Source organism: Paenibacillus sp. SRL342 (genome assembly GCF_984798905.1).
The window spans coordinates 1,889,560-1,907,928 of sequence record NZ_OZ481790.1 but is presented as its reverse complement, the minus strand read 5'-3'; the positions used below and the strand labels follow the sequence as shown (position 1 = coordinate 1,907,928).

At 45.3% G+C, this 18,369-nt stretch carries 17 protein-coding genes; 7 read left to right on the top strand and 10 right to left on the bottom strand.

What is annotated here, in order from left to right:
* Positions 1–171 precede the first annotated feature (171 nt).
* The 4 genes from rplT to AC4E8D_RS08760 form a co-directional block, all read right to left on the bottom strand.
* The gene (gene rplT / locus AC4E8D_RS08775) at positions 172–531 is read right to left on the bottom strand and encodes a 50S ribosomal protein L20 (protein ID WP_017689664.1); all 360 of its coding nucleotides are present in this window, start codon (positions 529–531) and stop codon (positions 172–174) included.
* Between the two features lie 88 nt (positions 532–619).
* Positions 620–823 (bottom strand): 50S ribosomal protein L35, encoded by a 204-nt coding sequence (gene rpmI, locus AC4E8D_RS08770; protein ID WP_017689665.1) that lies wholly within the window; start codon positions 821–823, stop codon positions 620–622.
* A gap of 24 nt (positions 824–847) precedes the next feature.
* Positions 848–1,342, bottom strand: coding sequence for a translation initiation factor IF-3 (gene infC / locus AC4E8D_RS08765; RefSeq protein ID WP_017689666.1), 495 nt, complete (start codon positions 1,340–1,342; stop codon positions 848–850).
* Between the two features lie 336 nt (positions 1,343–1,678).
* Positions 1,679–2,917 (bottom strand): glycosyltransferase family 2 protein, encoded by a 1,239-nt coding sequence (locus AC4E8D_RS08760; protein WP_339307616.1) that lies wholly within the window; start codon positions 2,915–2,917, stop codon positions 1,679–1,681.
* A 711-nt stretch (positions 2,918–3,628) separates the two neighbouring features.
* Here AC4E8D_RS08760 and AC4E8D_RS08755 point away from each other — a divergent pair.
* Positions 3,629–4,156: a phosphatase PAP2 family protein gene (locus AC4E8D_RS08755; protein WP_017689668.1), complete on the top strand. Its 528-nt coding sequence runs from the start codon at positions 3,629–3,631 to the stop codon at positions 4,154–4,156.
* A 50-nt stretch (positions 4,157–4,206) separates the two neighbouring features.
* The gene (locus tag AC4E8D_RS08750) at positions 4,207–5,358 is read left to right on the top strand and encodes an MGDG synthase family glycosyltransferase (RefSeq protein WP_221822887.1); all 1,152 of its coding nucleotides are present in this window, start codon (positions 4,207–4,209) and stop codon (positions 5,356–5,358) included.
* Positions 5,359–5,498: 140 nt separating this feature from the next.
* Here the strand turns inward: AC4E8D_RS08750 and AC4E8D_RS08745 are convergent, their stop codons facing one another.
* The 3 genes from AC4E8D_RS08745 to AC4E8D_RS08735 all read right to left on the bottom strand — a co-directional run bounded on the left by AC4E8D_RS08745 (position 5,499) and on the right by AC4E8D_RS08735 (position 9,018).
* The gene (locus AC4E8D_RS08745) at positions 5,499–7,052 is read right to left on the bottom strand and encodes an ABC transporter substrate-binding protein (protein ID WP_490206090.1); all 1,554 of its coding nucleotides are present in this window, start codon (positions 7,050–7,052) and stop codon (positions 5,499–5,501) included.
* Between the two features lie 100 nt (positions 7,053–7,152).
* Positions 7,153–8,016: a carbohydrate ABC transporter permease gene (locus AC4E8D_RS08740; protein WP_405132409.1), complete on the bottom strand. Its 864-nt coding sequence runs from the start codon at positions 8,014–8,016 to the stop codon at positions 7,153–7,155.
* A gap of 96 nt (positions 8,017–8,112) precedes the next feature.
* Positions 8,113–9,018: an ABC transporter permease gene (locus AC4E8D_RS08735; RefSeq protein ID WP_017689672.1), complete on the bottom strand. Its 906-nt coding sequence runs from the start codon at positions 9,016–9,018 to the stop codon at positions 8,113–8,115.
* Positions 9,019–9,426: 408 nt separating this feature from the next.
* Between AC4E8D_RS08735 and AC4E8D_RS08730 the strand changes: the two genes are divergently transcribed.
* Positions 9,427–11,679 carry an AraC family transcriptional regulator gene (locus AC4E8D_RS08730; protein WP_490206089.1) on the top strand — a complete coding sequence of 751 codons (2,253 nt, stop codon included), beginning with the start codon at positions 9,427–9,429 and terminating at the stop codon, positions 11,677–11,679.
* A gap of 132 nt (positions 11,680–11,811) precedes the next feature.
* On the opposite strand, the gene trmB is transcribed toward AC4E8D_RS08730, so the two are convergent.
* Positions 11,812–12,567 carry a tRNA (guanosine(46)-N7)-methyltransferase TrmB gene (trmB, locus tag AC4E8D_RS08725; protein ID WP_076252463.1) on the bottom strand — a complete coding sequence of 252 codons (756 nt, stop codon included), beginning with the start codon at positions 12,565–12,567 and terminating at the stop codon, positions 11,812–11,814.
* Between the two features lie 152 nt (positions 12,568–12,719).
* Complete coding sequence (locus tag AC4E8D_RS08720) at positions 12,720–12,920, bottom strand: hypothetical protein (RefSeq protein ID WP_017689675.1); 201 nt, start codon at positions 12,918–12,920, stop codon at positions 12,720–12,722.
* A gap of 318 nt (positions 12,921–13,238) precedes the next feature.
* Between AC4E8D_RS08720 and mnmL the strand changes: the two genes are divergently transcribed.
* The 4 genes from mnmL (at position 13,239) to AC4E8D_RS08700 (ending at position 16,966) form a co-directional block, all read left to right on the top strand.
* Positions 13,239–14,192 carry a tRNA modification radical SAM protein MnmL/YtqA gene (gene mnmL, locus AC4E8D_RS08715; protein WP_036610193.1) on the top strand — a complete coding sequence of 318 codons (954 nt, stop codon included), beginning with the start codon at positions 13,239–13,241 and terminating at the stop codon, positions 14,190–14,192.
* Positions 14,193–14,777, top strand: coding sequence for a tRNA 5-(aminomethyl)-2-thiouridylate-methyltransferase MnmM (gene mnmM / locus AC4E8D_RS08710; protein ID WP_339307607.1), 585 nt, complete (start codon positions 14,193–14,195; stop codon positions 14,775–14,777).
* 189 nt (positions 14,778–14,966) lie between these two features.
* Positions 14,967–15,944 carry a type I phosphomannose isomerase catalytic subunit gene (locus AC4E8D_RS08705; RefSeq protein WP_339307605.1) on the top strand — a complete coding sequence of 326 codons (978 nt, stop codon included), beginning with the start codon at positions 14,967–14,969 and terminating at the stop codon, positions 15,942–15,944.
* Positions 15,945–15,985: 41 nt separating this feature from the next.
* Positions 15,986–16,966: an alpha/beta fold hydrolase gene (locus AC4E8D_RS08700; protein WP_339183447.1), complete on the top strand. Its 981-nt coding sequence runs from the start codon at positions 15,986–15,988 to the stop codon at positions 16,964–16,966.
* A 130-nt stretch (positions 16,967–17,096) separates the two neighbouring features.
* Here AC4E8D_RS08700 and odhB read toward each other — a convergent pair whose 3' ends face one another.
* A complete protein-coding gene (gene odhB, locus AC4E8D_RS08695; RefSeq protein ID WP_405131784.1) occupies positions 17,097–18,368 on the bottom strand; it encodes a 2-oxoglutarate dehydrogenase complex dihydrolipoyllysine-residue succinyltransferase in 1,272 nt (423 codons plus the stop codon).
* Position 18,369: the final 1 nt, after the last annotated feature.

Genomic DNA, 18,369 nt, shown 5'->3' with positions numbered 1-18,369 from the left:
ACCGTTCGTATTTTATGTATTCTCATGGACCGTTATTCATCAGTTATCTGGTTTCATTGTTCCCTTCCAGACTACAGCCTATTCGCTCTACTCATTCAGAGATTCATCTCCGAATTTCTTCCAAGCCGTAAAAAAGCCGCCATATAGGTACGGCGGCTTGTATCATACAATTTAAGCGTTGATTTTGCCTTTAGCTACAGTAGCCAAAGAGTTGAACGCATTGATGTCGTTAACGGCCAGATCAGCCAACATTTTGCGGTTCATGTCTACTCCAGCAAGTTTCAAACCATGGATCAGTTTGTTGTAAGACAAACCATTCATACGTGCTGCAGCATTGATACGAACGATCCACAGTCTGCGGAAGTTACGTTTCGTGTTGCGACGGTCACGGTATGCGTATACCAGGGATTTCATTACTTGCTCGTTAGCTGTTTTAAAAATACGGTGTTTGGAACCGAAATAACCTCTTGCCAGTTTCAAAACCTTTTTATGACGACGACGTACTACAAAACCGCCTTTTACTCTTGCCATATTAAAGAACCTCCCAAATAAATATAAATGTATCCGTGGTATGTGTACGGCCGTAGCCGATCCCCCATACGGAATCTACTAATTAAAATTAGCCTTTCAAGTTAGCCAAGCCTTGTTTCAAACGTCTAACATCCCCGGCAGCCATAACTGGGTTACCGTTCAGAACGCGCTTAGCACGTTTGGATTTGTGGGAAAGCAAGTGGTTTTTGTGAGCTTTGTAACGAAGGACCTTACCGGAACCGGTAATTTTGAAGCGTCCTTTCAAACTGCTGTGTGTTTTCATTTTAGGCATTTTGTGTTTCCTCCTCCAATGTTATCAGGCTTTAGGAGCCAAAATCATGATCATACTGCGGCCTTCCAGTTTTGGTTGACGTTCAACAGTACAAAGTTCTGCAACTTCTACCTTAACGCGCTCCAAAATCCGTTGACCAATCGCGGCATGTGCAATTTCACGTCCGCGATAACGAACAGAACATTTCACTTTGTCGCCTTCGTTCAAAAACTTAACTACATTACGAAGCTTCGTTTGATAATCGTGCTCCTCAATATTGGAACGGAACCATACTTCTTTAATATCAACAATTTTCTGGTTCTTACGGGCTTCTTTATCTTTCTTTTGTTGCTCATAGCGGAATTTGCCATAGTCCATAATACGACACACCGGCGGTTTAGCCTGTGGTGCCACATTGACCAGATCCAAATTCAGGTCAATCGCCATTTGCAGTGCTTCGCGAATGGGCGTAATCCCAATTTGTTCTCCTTCAGCTCCGACAAGGCGTACTTCCTTCGCCCGAATCTCATCATTAATCATGTGATCTTTACTAATAATCGTCCACCTCCAGGTCATTTTGAATATCCATTTAAACAAAAATAAAAGGGATGCCGGTCAAGCTACCGACATCCCTGTAATCAACACAATTCTTCATGAGTATACACTTCATAAATTATTGGGATCGTTGACCAGCCAACATGTTTGTTGATCAGGTGAGAAGTCGGACTTCTGCTTGTGATTCCATTTCTATTCGTTTTAAGGCACTTGAATACTATATCACCCACAAAACACATTGTCAACATTCTACACAACTTTTTTTTCGCAAATTATACATTTGTGATATCAAATGTCAACAAGGTATCGCATGCAAGTTCCTTACCCTTGTTTGCTTTGCACCTCATCCAACCGTACAACACGTGTATGTTGAGTGTGGCTCCACTGTTTGTTGTTCTGCGTAAAGAAAGCGTAGAACGTAATCGGGTACCAAGACAGCAGGTAGATCGGGAACAAAATCAGATATAGATAAACTTTGGCAAAGGTAACCTTCTCCAGCGCCATGGACAACAGGAACGTCAGAATGTTCAAACCAATAGCCATGAACCCAACCCATAACGGGAAGTACCCATAAATATTAGCAATGTGCGGACCACTGAATATAGCCATGTCTACCCACATCACAGCCGTCATCAGGAACGTAAGCAACACCACATAGACATTGGCTCCATAGATAGCAAGGTCAAATTTCACCAGGCTTCTTTCCTTAATGGATTGCCAGAGCAGCGGGAAGAAGTATCTACGCGCAACTGTAAAGTGACCTTGCATCCAGCGCAGACGTTGTCTCGCTGAAGCTTTGAATGTTAATGGCTTCTCATCAAATACTTTGGCGTCATAGTTGAAAACAGGATACACATTACGTTGCACACTGCGCATTGTAAACTCCAGATCCTCAACCAGACTTGTTGCACCCCAACCAATTTCCTTCAACAGGTTGGTCTCAAAGCACATTCCGGTTCCTCCGAGGAAATTCGCCATATTCAAGTTATGACGAGACAACTGCCACAGACGGTTGATGTACCAGTAAGATACTCCGTAAGCTGCAGTAATCCAGGAATCCTCCGGATTTTTTGTATCAATGTATCCTTGGATAACACGTGAACCATTGTTCAAGTCATCATTCATCTCAAGCAAGAAGTTACGGTCAACCAGGTTATCCGCGTCAAACATAACAACTGCGTCATACTGACGTGGCAATTTCCACAGGTACTTAAGCATCCATTCGATGGCATACCCTTTACCTCTCAGATCGGCGTTGGTACGTACACATGCGTTTAATCCATGCTCTCTGACAATTTGAGCCGTTCCATCCGTACAGTTGTCACAGATGACAAACACATCGTACAGATCTTCCGGATAGTCAAGTTGTTTCAAGTTCTCCATCAAGGCACCAATGACTTGTTCCTCATTGTGTGCTGCGACGAGTACAGCGAATGATTTTGTCGCCGGATAATGTTTCTTTTTCTTTTTCTTAATCAGACCGAACAGCGAAAACGTGAATTGGTACACGGCTAGCAGTGCCAGAATGACCTGCATCGTGACGAATATAGCGTCCAACATCGTTCTCTGTTACCCCCTTTTTTTCAAAACCCAGTTTACTCAAGCATTTCTCTTCCTGATTCTGCAATTTATTTTTTTTTGATCTGCAGAATATGACCCTGTTCTTTTGTGTACTACGTGAATATATCAGGCAATGTTTCAAAGCTTGGTTGCTATCAGTTGGCTGCTTTATCGATTCTGTATCCTTTTCAGTCATTTGTCAAAACCCCAATTCCACTTTCTGAAGCAGAAATGTGATCTTTAAACGCTGAATAGACACTTCGTGATACCGCAACCTCGCATTCATGCCTGTTATATCTTATTTTCAGCCGTTTACTTGATTTTTATTTCTAAAGTCCCTGCTTTTTTCATCAGCATGTTATTCTTCGTCAGAGGCTCTATAACAAATAACGCAAACAGACCTCAAAAAGTTTGAAACAGAACTCACATTTTTTTTACCTCATTTCAGCCATGTTGAATCATTGTATCTTTTTTGGCTGGCCCAAGTCAAAAAGTTAAGATGGGTATATATCCACTCTTTAACATGAATTTTACGTTCTTTACATGGGTTCTTCTTGAAAAGGACAACATTTAAAAATATGATAAACATATACCTGAAATAACCTCAAGTTCATGAAAAACGGTTATATACTAATCAGGACGAAACCGGATGTAGAAAATCACCGGAAATAATGCCGCCATTACGGGCGGCCTGACTGGCAGGAGGCCAATATGAGCCGTTTATTCTTAAAGTTTCAAGATTATGATCGAAATGTTTTTATGTGGATCAACGGCCGGCTTCATAATCGTTTTATGAATTTTTGGCTGTATTATTTCACCCATCTGGGTGGAGCAACTTCTTCTATTGCAATATCACTGTTAATCTGGCTGCTTGCTCCAGCTCCATGGAGCACAACAGGACTCCAGGCTTGTATCGCTCTTGCGGTCAGCCACATTCCTGTAGCCATCGCGAAAAAATTGTATCCCCGCATTCGACCTTATCTGGCCTTGCCGGATACAATTACGTTCCGTAATCCCCTGACGGATCACTCGTTTCCTTCAGGACACACAACTGCCATTTTTTCGGTCACGGTTCCCTTTATGACCACTGATCCGATCTTATTGCTAATATTGTTGCCTGTGGCCCTTATTGTCGGATTCTCTCGAATTTATCTGGGATTACACTATCCTTCCGATGTTCTGGCAGGTGCCACAATAGGTACTTTAGTCGCACTTGCAACAGTTGCATTCTGGTCTTAAAGCCGATATGTTAGACTCAGAAAAACCTAGCAGGAACAGGTGAAGCAAGCGTGGAGAAAAAAAGAGTATTACTATTATCTGAAGGCTTTGGTACGGGTCATACTCAAGCCGCCTATGCACTGTCCAGCAATTTGCGAAAGCTCTCGCCAGACGTGCAGACAAAAGTGCTTGAACTGGGAAGTTTCTTAAATCCCAAGGTTGCACCTCTGATTATAACAGCATACAAAAAAACGGTTACCAATCAACCCAAACTTGTCGGATACGTATACAGACACCAATATAAAAAATCATTGAACAGGCTGACAACACTGGCGCTGCATAAACTGTTCTATACACATACACGCAGCGTTGTGCGCCAGTTACGTCCCGATGCGATCGTCTGTACACATCCGATTCCAAGTGCTGTCATATCCAGACTGAAACGTCTGGGTGTACAGGTTCCCCTATGCACAGTCATCACCGACTATGATGCACATGGGACGTGGATTAACCGTGAAGTAGACCTTTATCTGGTTTCTTCAGATGAGGTTAAGTCCAAACTAATGCTACGCGGCGTACCTACAGACAACATTCGAGTCACGGGCATTCCGGTGCATCCGAATTTCTGGGAGCATCCCGGGCGAGAAGAGATTAGAAGCAGATTCAACCTCAAGAACATGCCCACTGTACTGGTGATGGGCGGCGGTTGGGGAATGCTCAGCGACAAGCTGGTCCATCCGTTGCTGACACGCTGGCATGAAGATATTCAGATCATTTTTTGTCTGGGTCGCAATGATAAAGCACGGATCAGCATGGAACAGAACCCCATGTATCGCAAAGAAAACATTCATATTTTGGGATACACCAACGAAGTGGACAAATTGATGGAAGTATCCGACCTGCTGATCACCAAACCTGGGGGAATGACATGCAGCGAAGGCTTGGCCAAAGGAATTCCAATGTTGTTCCACAACCCTATACCTGGTCAGGAAGAAGAAAACGTCCACTATTTTACCGCAAGAGGGTTGGGAGAACCCATAACATCGCTCGACGTAGTGGTCAAATGGATGAACAAGTTATTGCATCACTACCCGGATGTTGTACGTAAACGCAAACGTCATCTGGCGGAAATCGCCAAGGTTCATCCGCTGCAGAGTGCTCAAAGTATTATCGATCTGCTGGAGGACGTTCGTCCTTCATCCGCAGAAGAGGCCCGTTTATGAATTTATCCCATTAGGATGTCGCTTCCCGTATTCTTCGTCTAATCAAGCCTCTAACCAACGGCTTCAAACAAGACTGCAACCACATTGAAAAGGTGCCTTCGAATCCGAAGGCACCTTTTCTTTATGAAGGAAAGTACAAACTATTGTATGCCTGTAGACTTCAAGTACTCCTGCCACTGCTTGGTGTAATCTGCCTGAATTTTTTCCAATCCTGCTTGTTTAGCCTTCTCCATAAATGTGTTCAATCCAGCCTCTACGTCTGCCACCAAACCTACATTAAGCGGATACAAATATTGTTTTTCCACTTGCTCCAATGCAGCCTTCTCGGCTTGGTACGGAGTCCAGTCTTCAGCAAATCCTGTAAAGATATCCGGCTTTTTGATTTTGTCGAGATCTTCAAACATGGTCAGGACATCATCAAAGGTTTTATCATAGAGCATGAATTCCGGATTACGCCAAGCCCAGCCATTCATGCCCTCACGCGGGAAGCCGTTTGTTTGTGCATCTCCGACCATTTTGTAATATCCATTATCTACCTCGAAGTTTTTGCCTTCAATACCGTATTCAGTCAACCAATTATATCGTTTGTCTGTCACAAGTTTCTCATAAAATGCCAATGCTTTTTCCGGGTTTTTACTGCTACGCGGAATCGCAAAACCATTGTGGATCGGGTGAACCGGTTGTGCAAACCCTTTCGCATTCGGGTAAGGGAAATAAGCCAGTTTCCAATCTGGATGCGTAGACTGTACCTTGATTACATCTGCATTAAATTTGTTAGGGTTTTCCCCGGACAGAACAACGGCCGCTTTTCCATTTTGCAGCAACGAGTTGGATGTATCTTTTACATTCAGTACGTTTTTCGGGAAAAATCCTTTGTCCATCCAACGTTTGTATGTTTTCAGGTCTTCCAGGTGTTGCGCGGATCCCCAATAGGACGTCACAGTTGATGGTGTGTCATACATAATATCCAGTCCATATGGAAGTTGACCTGCTGTATTAACCAGCTTGGATGTCAATTGACGAATACCATGGGTATGGTTGGCATTGCTATCCGCAATCGGAATCATATTGGGTTCGTTGGCTTTGATGCCCTCCAGATATGCTTCAAGCGTTTCCAAGGATTCCGGTTTTGGAAGATTGTACTTCTCGCGCAAGTCCTCACGGTACGCAATTCCCTCCGTTACATACTCAATCCAAGTGGATGGAACAGTATAGATTTTGTCATTGATTTTGACAGCATCCCACATATCATCAGGGACATGAGCTTTCAGTGCTGGCGCTGCTGTAGGCAACATTTCATCCAGTGGCAGAAACGCGCCCTTCTTGGCATAGGACTGGTAGAATGTCCAATCCGCTGTGAAAATCAGATCGATCGGCTGTCCGGAAGACAGCAGCAGTTTATATTTTTGATCCCAGTCGGTCCATGAGGTGTAGTTGAATTTCACATTGACGTTCAGATCAGCCTCCGCCAGCTTATTGATCTCGGATTCAATAACAGGCAGATCTTTCGGAGCATCCCCAAGCATGTAAAACTGAAGCGTGACTTTCTCGCCTTTGTTCCCGGATGTTCCTCCCTGCTCGCTTCCTTGCGTCGATCCCCCCGAACCGTTATTACATGCGGCAAGTACCCCGGCGAACAACATCAGAGCAAGTACCAGAGACAGGTGCCGAATTGTTTTGTTACGCATACGCATCCTCCCTTTTTGTGGTGAACCTTTATATGTTAGCGCACACTCGCCATGTTTCAGACCTGAAATGATATCAGTGGCCTGACGCCCACAGCGCGTTCACGTTCTAACCTTTCACTGCACCAATGGTGAGTCCTTTAACAAAATAACGTTGTACAAACGGATACAGGAACAAAATCGGTCCCGTTACAACGATAGCCATTGCCATCTTGGTTGATTCGGTAGGCACATCCTGACTGAGTGTGATCCCTGTGCCAATCGCCATCTGGTCAATGAATGTTATCGTGTTCATCGTGTTGTAGAGATAAAATTGAAGTTGGTACATATCCGGGTTGTTAATGAAGAGGGATGAGGTAAACCAGTCATTCCAGTAACCCAGTGCCAGAAACAGACCTACGGTGGCGATACCAGGCATCGCCAGTTTCAACACAATGCTGACATAGATGCGGAAGTCATTCGCTCCATCAATTTTGGCGGACTCAATCAATTCATCCGGCACTGCCGAGCGAATGAAGTTTTTCATCAAGATAATGAGGAATGGCGTCATCAACCCCGGGAAAATCAGTACGGTGTACGTATCTGTGAGATTGAAGTAGTTCGCCAGCATAATGTACCAAGGTACAAGTCCCCCACCAAACAGGGTTGTGAAGTAGATAAAAAACGAGAATGTGTTCCGATATTTAAAATCCTTACGCTGGAGCACAAATCCGGCCATCGTGATGAGGAACAGCCCTAGCGTAGTTCCCACCACCGTTGTAAAGACCGTTACCCCATAAGCCTTGAGTACCTGAGTCGGGAATTTGAACACCATTTTGTAACCTTCTAGGGAAAAGTCCGTTGGAAAGAGGTGATAACCATCCCTCACAATGGACTCGTTGCTGCTGAATGAACCGGATAGAATCAGCAGAAACGGTAGCAAGCACATGATTGATAAAATGATGATGAAGCTGTAGGAAATCAGTTGAAACATGAAAGTGAATTCCGAATCTCTGAGACGCGTATTCGTACGAGTGTGAGTATTCATTGGCGTGTTCATGATCGTTCTCCCTCCTGCCCTGCGGGCGTTCTAGAACAAGGCGTAGTCCTCATTTACTTTGCGGATAATATAGTTGACGGTCATGATCAAAATGAATCCAAACAAGGACTGATACAGACCCGCAGCCGTTGCCATCCCGATATCAAACGTTACTTTCAGTGAACGATACACATACGTATCTATAATATCTGTAGCGTTGTACAGTACCCCGTTATTACCGATCAGTTGATAGAACAGGTCAAACTGCCCCTTCATAATGCTGCCGAGTGAGAACAACAACAGGATGACAAAGGTTGGCTTCAGCATTGGTACCGTAATGTACCAGATCCGCTGAAATATATTCGCCCCGTCGATTCGGGCAGCTTCATAATACTCGTCACTGATACCCGTTATGGCGGCCAGATAGATGACCATGCTGTATCCAAGATTTTTCCATAGATAAAAGATGATGATCAGGAACACCCAGATCCAGGGTGTGTTATAAATGTCGACCGGGCCGGCCTCAAAACGTTTGAGCACCGTGTTCACAAAACCCGACTCGTAGTTAAACATGTTGTAAGCGATTACACTTAATAGTACAAATGAGATGAAATACGGCAAGAACATGACGGATTGCGTAATTTTTTTGAATAACCTGCCCCGGATCTCGCTAAGCATAATCGCACAGAAGATCGCAAGACCGTTTCCTAATATAATGAAGGCGAGATTGTAACCCACGGTATTGGTTGTGAGCTTGAGCAACATTCCGGATTGCCATAGGAACTTAAAGTTCTCCAGACCGACAAATGGACTGCCAAATAATCCGCCTTCAAAATCATACCGGGTGAACGCATAATAGATGCCGACCATCGGAAAATACGAGTTAATCAGAAAAAAGATCAGCGTGGGCAACAGCATCAGAAACATGATTTTGTTTTTGTTCAATTCTTTGAGCATGGCTCGATCCCTCCCGAATTTCTTGCGGTGCTGCGTGGTGGAGCTCTCTTTTTATTGTAGATGCTCTCTTCACTCACGGATACTGAAGCTTCCCTTCAGAAAATGAACGATTCTGCGAAATGAACTATGAACAAAATGAACGAACCATGAAATGAACAGACATCCACACACATCCGTTCACAAATGTTGATATCGTGCATAGGCTACACCTAGTGAACAATTCAGCGAAAGTTGAACTTTATGTAGACAAAACAGGCAAAATGGCTTGTCCACCATTGATGTAAACGCATACATAATATATAATTCAAGTTACTCTTGCTCTTCTGCTCATCCATATATGAAGCCTCACGTATGTACATGAATTTCTATGTTATTCACCCAAAACAGGAGGTCCGAGGGGGAAGATGAATGCGTAAACGTTCAGAGGACAGTCAGAAAGTCTTCACACGGATTCTGATCGGCATTATTATCAGTACCGTCGCTACCTTACTTGTGGCTTCTTCTATTTTGTACGTCAACTATAATCGGATTGCTCTTCGCCAGGTGTATCGTACAGATATGAACAGTCTTACTCAAACCAGCCGTGAAGTGGCCAAAATGACCGAGACTGCGAAATCATTGTCATATCAGATTTATCAGGACTACACCATCTCTTCATTACTGCTCTATTCCAAACCAAATATCTATGAGATTACATCGGCGATGGAGCAGCTAGACAACTACCGTATGTCCCTTCCCTTTATCGAATCCATCTATGTATATAACTCCAAAAGTAAAGAATTCTTTATCAGTTCCAACATGCGCAATGGGCAGCAGTCCATCTCGGAGATCGATGATCAGGGGATTACAAGCATCCTTCAACGCTTCCATGACTATAAACCTTTTGTGCCCATCCCTCGTACATATCAGGTCGGCTCTACCGAAGCAACAGAGGTTAACAGCTACACCTATCTCTGTTATGACACGATTAATGATAACGCGAAGCTAAACTATGCTGTCATCGTTAATATCAAAGATGATTGGCTCAGTCCGAATATGAATGCTGTGGATCAACCCGGCAAAACCTTTATCGTGAATGAGAATGGAGACCTTTTATCTGACTTTGGCGACCGTGCATTGATGAGAAATCTCTCCAGTGAAGCTTTTATGAAGCCAATTATGCAGGATACGGAGCAGTCAGCTTACTTTACCGAGAAGGTTGACGGAGAAAAATCCCTCATCACCTATACCGCTCCCGATGACCTGGGTTGGCGTTATGTGAGAATAACACCTTATGATCTGATCACCTCAGATATACGGAGCATGCGCACACATACCGTTCTGTTTTGTGTTGGACTTCTCTTCGCAGGGTTACTGCTCTCTTACCTTGTGTCCCGAAAATTATATCACCCTATTGATAAGGTGATTGTTCGTTTACGTGTGATGGAAGCAGAGCGCCGTGGCAGTCTTCATTTGTTACGGCAGGATTTTCTGCGGGGGGCTCTGCAGGGCCGTGAAACAGTAACTGGAGGTATGCTGGAAGAACGGATGAAGTTCTACGGCTCCTCCATTGATGTTCGGCGTGCATCCAGACTGGTATTGCTACGTATTGACCATTTTACCGAATTCAACGAAACGTATCGTGATGAGACCCAGCTTGTAAAATACGCCATGATGAACATCTGCACCGAGACAGCCGATCTTCACTACAATGCGGAAGCTGTCGACATGGGCGGTGATCTGATCACACTCATCTTCAATGAAAAAACGGAAAGCCATGAACTTGGGCAACCTGCTCATAACCGGATCGAAGAGCTGCTACGTATGATGCAGGCAGCTGTAATGACCCATTTGAAATGCTCCATCTCCTGTACAATCGGCACGGAAGAAGATTCATTGGAAGACAGTATTGCATCCTATACCAGATCAGCCGAAGCCTCACTGCATCGTTTGTTCATGGGACCGGGCTGTCTGATCTATACCTCTGACATCATGGCGTATCACGCCAAGGAGTACGCATTCCCAGCCGGTAAGGAAAGACAACTTGTCGATCACCTAATGACAGGTAAGACACGCGAAGCAAAACAAGTCTATGCAGACATCGTCGGCGAGACAGCCGCATATCCATTTACCGTCTTCCAGCTAGCCTTATCCCATCTGACGATGACACTGAACCATGTACGAAATACCCTCAAGAAGAATAATCAACTCACGCTTGATTCAGTCTCGGATGGTCTAATGCTGCCTGTCAAAGACGCGGAAGACATCAGTGAAGTACATGAACACTTCTATCGGATGTTTGATGAGCTTGGCTCCAAAGTGGAGGAGAAACGTACACTGAAACATGAAGAATTGATTCGTAAAATCAATGGCATTATTGAGCGGGACTATGCGGACCCCAATCTATGTCTAACTTCTATCGCAGATGAGTTGGGCATGTCGCCCATCTATGTAAGCAGGCTCTACAAACAGCTTACCTTGAAAGGACTTACGGACGTGATTAATGAAACCCGCATAGCCAAGGCCCAGCATCTGCTGGTAGAGACAGAGAACTCTGTTGCCGATATTGCCGAGAGAACGGGATTCACCAACAGTTCATACTTCTATCGCATGTTCAAAAAGTTCAACGGGGTTACACCAAACGATTATCGCCGCAAAGAGTTTCATTCAGAGAACTTTTGAAATCATCCCAGACTTGAGTTTATGGAGCATGGCATATTGATTGTTCATGCAAAAAAAGAGCGACCTATGAGAATGAAACCATTCACCTCATGTGTCGCTCTACCTAATTGAGTTTAAGTTAGATTTTTCGAATTATTCCTGTTCCTGATCTTCACCAGACTCATCAGAAGCTTCACGAACTTTATACTTGTCCAGACGTGTCTGCTGATACTCACGCAAGGCCTCTTCACCCACAATCACTTCAACCCGGTGAATGTTCATACCTTTACCCATGAATTTCTGCTCGTACTCCGTCATCACATGTTCTTCATTCAAACCATCACGATGCAGATTCAAAGAAATATTGGTCATTTGCAGGCCGAAGTCGGCAATGGCGTTGAGTGAGAAATCAAACAGCGTCTCCGAATCGGTTTTGAAATGAATCTGACCTTTGGGATTAAGCAATTCTGTGTATTTCTTCAGGAAGCGCGGATGCGTCAACCGACGACGTGCATGCTTTGCTTTTGGCCAAGGATCACTGAAGTTCAAATAAATGCGCTCCAGTTCTTCCGGTTCAAAAACTTCTTCGATCTGTTCGATATTTGCCAGCGCAAGCTTCAGGTTCGGAGGTGTCTCCACATCAGCCTGGCTCCACGCATTACGAGCTTTCTCACTGGCACGACGCACCAGTTCATCATACATATCAATACCGATGAAATTAAATTCCGGATATTTATAACTCATTTGGCTGATAAATTGACCTTTACCCATACCAAATTCCACGAAGATCGGGTGATCATTGCCAAACAGTTCAGACCATTTTCCTTTATGTTGCTTGGGGTCCAGTACAACAAGATCAACTTGTTGCTCCAGATTTTCTCTTATCCCTTTTCTGCCACGTAAACGCATTTTATTCCTCCGTTTGTCCCATACTTGTCTCAGAACTATTTTGCCGAAGAACTGGCAAATTGTAAAGAGCAATGAAAAGGGAATCTTCGGATCTGCCACTTTGGGCAAATCTCAAAGATTCCCTCTTCGATTTATTTGGAATTGGGGTCCAACTACTTTAGTAGTTCATAGTCTACCTTATCTTGGTGTGAAAAATCAAATGTCTTTTCGAAAGCATCGCGAACTTTTTGTCTTGCAGCCGCTTTCACTTTCGGATTTCCATTAAAACGAACACCTGTTAAAGCCAGCGCTTCTTCTGCCGTCAATTCAACAGACACATGATTCAATTCTTTGTTTTTAACTTGGGAATTCATTCATATCACCTCACGGTATAGTATGGTCCATGACGTCAACGTTGATTCAAATGCTATGATGAATAATACCCATTAGATGGTGTCTGACGCTGATTTAAATATAACATAAGGTGTAAACTATAGCAAGGAGAAAACCTTGATTTTACGGCCTATTTTTGCGTTTCGATTCCCTTTTTTTTTCGTTTTTTGATACAATGATAAAAGTTCATGAAAACACCTAAAATCGCTATCCATCGTCTATGACGGAAATCGCATAGCGCTTCTTCTTTTGTTCACGTATGATTACGGTAATTCGACAGCCAAAGGAGTACCCTGAAGATGAATGCACCTGCATTACAGTCCCCTCTGTTGTGGGGAGATAAACGATTCCATACCTGGAATTATGAGATGCGCGATCAATTTAACAATAAGGTTTTCAAAGTGATGCTGGATGCTGGGTTCACCTGTCCCAACCGCGACGGTTCCATTGCCAAAGGTGGTTGCACCTTCTGCAGTGCGCGTGGATCAGGCGATTTTGCTGGTAGCAGACGTGAAGATCTGGTCACCCAGTTCAATACAATTCGAGATAAACAGCACCTCAAATGGCCTACAGCCCATTATATTGGCTACTTCCAAGCCTATACGAACACGTATGCTCCGGTCGAGGAGCTGCGCGAATATTTTGAAGAAATTCTTGAGCAACCCGGTGTTGTTGGTTTGTCCATCGCCACTCGCCCGGACTGTTTGCCAGATGACGTTGTTGATTATTTGGCTGAACTCAATGAGCGTACCTACCTGTGGGTTGAGATGGGGCTTCAGACGATCCATGATTCCACATCCACATTGATTAATCGCGCGCACGACACGAAGTGTTACGAAGAGGCGGTTGAGAAACTGCGCAAACGGAATATACGTGTGTGTACACATATCATATATGGTCTGCCTCAAGAGACACATGAGATGATGCTGGACACTGGACGGGCAGTTGCCAATATGGATGTACAGGGAATCAAGATTCACCTGCTGCATCTGATGCGCAAAACACCAATGGTGAAGCAATACGAAGCCGGTCTTTTACGTTTTCTGGATCAGGACGAGTATATCAAGCTGATCGTAGATACACTGGAGATGCTTCCACCGGAAATGATCGTACACCGTCTTACAGGCGACGCACCACGTGATCTGTTGATCGGACCGATGTGGTCCATGAACAAATGGGAAGTGTTGAACTCCATTGATCGTGAGCTGCGAGAGCGGGATTCATGGCAAGGTAAGTATTGGAGGCGAGCATAGATGGGCTTTCTTTCGGTTCTCAGCTGTGCACATCAGTGGATTGCTTCCCGTCTGCAGCCAGGTGATCTGGCGATAGATGCAACGGTTGGCACAGGAGCAGACACACTATTTTTGGCACAACAAGTAGGCAGGCGTGGTCAAGTCATTGGATTCGATATTCAAAGTGAAGCCCTCACGCTGGCACAGGCCCGGATTCGAAAACAAAATGATGAAGCCAAGCTTGGCTCCATCTCCATGCTTCAACTAAGCCATGATCGAATGGCAGAAGCAGTTCCTGAGTCATGGCTTGGTGCGGTTGGTGCAGTTATGTTCAACTTGGGGTACCTGCCCTCAGAAAGTGCAGATTCCTCCATCATCACCGAGACAAACAGCACAATCGCTGCACTCGAAGCTGCACTCGCTTTATTACGTCCTCGCGGCATTATTACGGTTGTGCTCTATCCTGGTCATGACGGAGGTGCACAGGAAGCATCAGCCGTATTGGAATGGTCCTCTGCCCTGCCGGTGGAACAGGCACAGGTTGTGATGTATCGCCAATTGCAGCGAGAAACTTCTCCTTTCCTGATCGGAATCGAGAAAAAATAATTTCCTTTGTTCACCAAATACAATAAACTAGACACAATCGCAAGGCGAGCTATTAACGGCTTTTTCTTACTGCGATCTGTGTTCTACTTCTACATATGCAAACGTATTCACTTGTTTGCTCATGGCGACCACAAGCCCATGACTGATTAAAGCGATCCACCATTTCATATACTAGAGGAGAGATTACTGATGTCTACGCCATACCCATTACAATTCCAACCTGAATTCAAAGAACGTGTGTGGGGCGGTCGTGCTCTGGAGCAATTCGGCCTTACGCCCCCTGAAGGACATATCGGAGAAGGATGGATGATTGCAGATCATCCCAACGGTACAACCAAGGTATTAAATGGAGCCCTGGCTGGCAAGGGTCTGGATGAAGTTCGTGAACAACTTGGCACCGAATGGCTTGGAACCAAAGGCGTCTCTGAAAAAGGCGGCCGTTTCCCCCTCCTGATTAAGCTGCTTGACTGCAACGATGACCTATCCGTTCAGGTTCATCCAACTGACGAGTATGAGGCACTTCCTCCTGGCGAGCTTGGCAAAACAGAAATGTGGTATGTACTCGACGCAAAACCGGGCGCGCACATCATCTATGGCTTGAATGAAGGCGTTGATCGGGCAACATTAAAAGAAGCATTGGAAAACGGCACGGTGATGGATACCCTTCGTCAGGTACCTGTAGAAGCTGGTGATACGTTCTTTATCCCTGCTGGAACAGTGCATGCGCTCTGTGCAGGTGTTGTTGTCGCTGAGATTCAGCAAAACTCGGATACGACCTACCGGATATACGATTACAATCGTCCAGGGCTAGACGGCAAACCACGTGAGTTGCATGTTGAAGACTCATTAAATGTCACCGCCTATGAAGGCGCAGGTGCCTCAACAATGAAAACAAATAACGCTACTCCTGGTGAATGGCTCAAGCTTGCGGAATGCCCTTATTTTGTGGTGGAAAAAGGAATTGTGACTGAACGGTGGGAACTCGCCACCAATCCTGACAGCTTCACGATTCTCGTTGTCTGTGAAGGAGAAGGAACTTTGGAGTGGGCACATGCTGAATCAGACAGCATTGAATTGAAAGCTGGACAATGTTATCTCTTGCCAGCCAATCTGGGTTCTTATACATTGAACGGGAATACCACTGTTCTTCGCTCTTATCTGCCCTAAATAAAGCTTATATGTAACCTGTGAAGGAGGAATTACACGAGATGCAGGAATCTACCTTTGCCTTGGTCGCTAGTGAAGGTACCCGTATTCATGTGTACCGCTGGCTTCCCGATCCGGAATGCAACGTTAAAGGTGTAGTGCAAATTGCACATGGCATGGGCGAGACGGCAGCCCGATACGCCGAATTTGCCGACATTCTTACCCAAAATGGCTATGCGGTCTATGCCAATGACCATCGGGGTCATGGCAAAACTGTGGAGAATGCCAAGTTGCTTGGTAATGCTGGTATCGATGCCTTCCGCTGGATGGCGAGTGATATGATCAATCTGGGCGAAGTAGCCGCCAAAGAAAATCCTGGGGTCCCCATGTTTCTAATGGGACATAGCATGGGCTCATTCTTGGTACAACATCTCATGTACGCGGGTCATGAGCAGTACCATGCCTTTATTTTATCCGGAACAAACGGAAGACGCGGTCTGCTCCGGTTTGGAGAGAAGCTGGCCTTCTTGCAGTGTGGCATTCAGGGTGCTACCCACCCCAGCATGCTGCTCAACGCGATTGTATTTGGTGGATTTAACCGCTCTTTCCGCCCCGCGACGACACCGTTTGATTGGTTGTCCCGGGACTCACAAGAGGTTCAGCGATTCATTGATGACCCCCTGTGCGGAGCGGTCTGTACAGCAGGCTTTTTCCGCGACTTCTTCAAATTGCTGCTTGAAGTCCATCTTCCACACAATATGGAGCGCATACCCAAACACAAACCCGTATACCTGTTCTCAGGTGAGAAGGACCCTGTTGGACTTCATGGCAAAGGCGTTCTTAATCTGGTCTCGCAGTATAAGAAGCTTCAGCTGGAGAACATTGAGTATCGCCTGTATCCGGATGGACGCCATGAAATGCTGCATGAGATCAACCGAACAGAAGTAGCCCAGCACGTTGTGAACTGGCTAGAGCGGAATACCCCTGGCTCGAATACACACCCTAGTCCGGTGAGTCCTACTGAGACCGCTGACTCTATATAATAGATTCAGAGAACAACATACCAAAAGCCAAAAGAAACCCCTGAATCGGATGCTCAGCTCACGCTGCACTCCAGTTCAGGGGTTTTCTTGTTAAGCGATATCAATAATAGCTATATTCAAACGAGATGGATTAACCTTCAATCAACAGGGATTCCGGGTCTTCAAGCAGTTCTTTCACGGTCACGAGGAAACGTACCGCTTCACTACCGTCGATGATCCGGTGATCATAGGACAACGCGATGTACATCATTGGACGGTTCTCCATCCGCTCTGCATCAATCGCCACTGGACGAAGCTGGATCTTATGCATTCCCAGAATACCCACTTGCGGTGTATTCAGAATTGGCGTAGACAACAAGGAACCAAATGTTCCGCCATTGGTAATGGTGAACGTTCCGCCTTGAAGATCAGACAACGCCAGTGTGTTGGAACGAGCTTTGGATGCCAGGTCTGCAATGCTCTTCTCGATCTCGGCAAAGCCCAGACGATCGGCATCACGTACAACCGGTACAACCAGTCCTTCCTTCGCAGATACGGCAATGCCGATATCATAATACTTTTTGAGAACAACATCTTCACCATCAATCTCTGCGTTGATTGTAGGGAATTTTTTCAAAGCTCCCACAACCGCTTTGGTGAAGAAGGACATAAAGCCCAGGTTGATCTCATGTTTCTCTTTGAACTTGTCCTTACGGCGTTTACGTACATCCATGATCGCAGTCATATCAACTTCATTAAACGTAGTCAGCATGGCTGCTGTCTGCTGAGCCTCTACCAGACGTTTGGCAATGGTCGCACGGCGGCGAGACATCCGCTGACGCTCCACTGGTTTGGTATAGGTAGAACTTCCAGTTGCCGGAGCACTTGGTGCTGCTGGAGCTTTACTCGCAGGTGGAGCAGCAGGAGCAGGAGCCTGATTGTTATGACTCTTCACATCGTCCTGGTATACCCGTCCAATCGGATCTTTACTCTGAACCTGATCCAACTCGATACCACGTTCACGTGCAAGCTTACGGGCAGACGGTGAAGCCGTCTTGGCACTATCAGATGACTCTGGCGCTGCCGCAACAGGTGCCGATGGTGATGTTGGAGCTTCAGGTGCAGGAGTAACGGCTTTTTTCTCTTCAGCTACTGGTTCGGAAGCGGGTGCACCGCTTCCTCCTCCAGAACCAGCTGAGAGTGTACCGATCGTTTCACCGATCTCGACCGTCTCTCCTTCCTGACGAATGATCTTCTCCAGCACGCCACTTTCTTCTGCGCTGATCTCAATATTTACTTTATCCGTTTCCAGTTCAAGAAGCACATCACCCTGATTAACGGTATCCCCTTCTTTAACCATCCATCTGGATACAGTTCCCTCAGTTATTGACTCACCCATTGCAGGTACTTTAATTTCACTCACA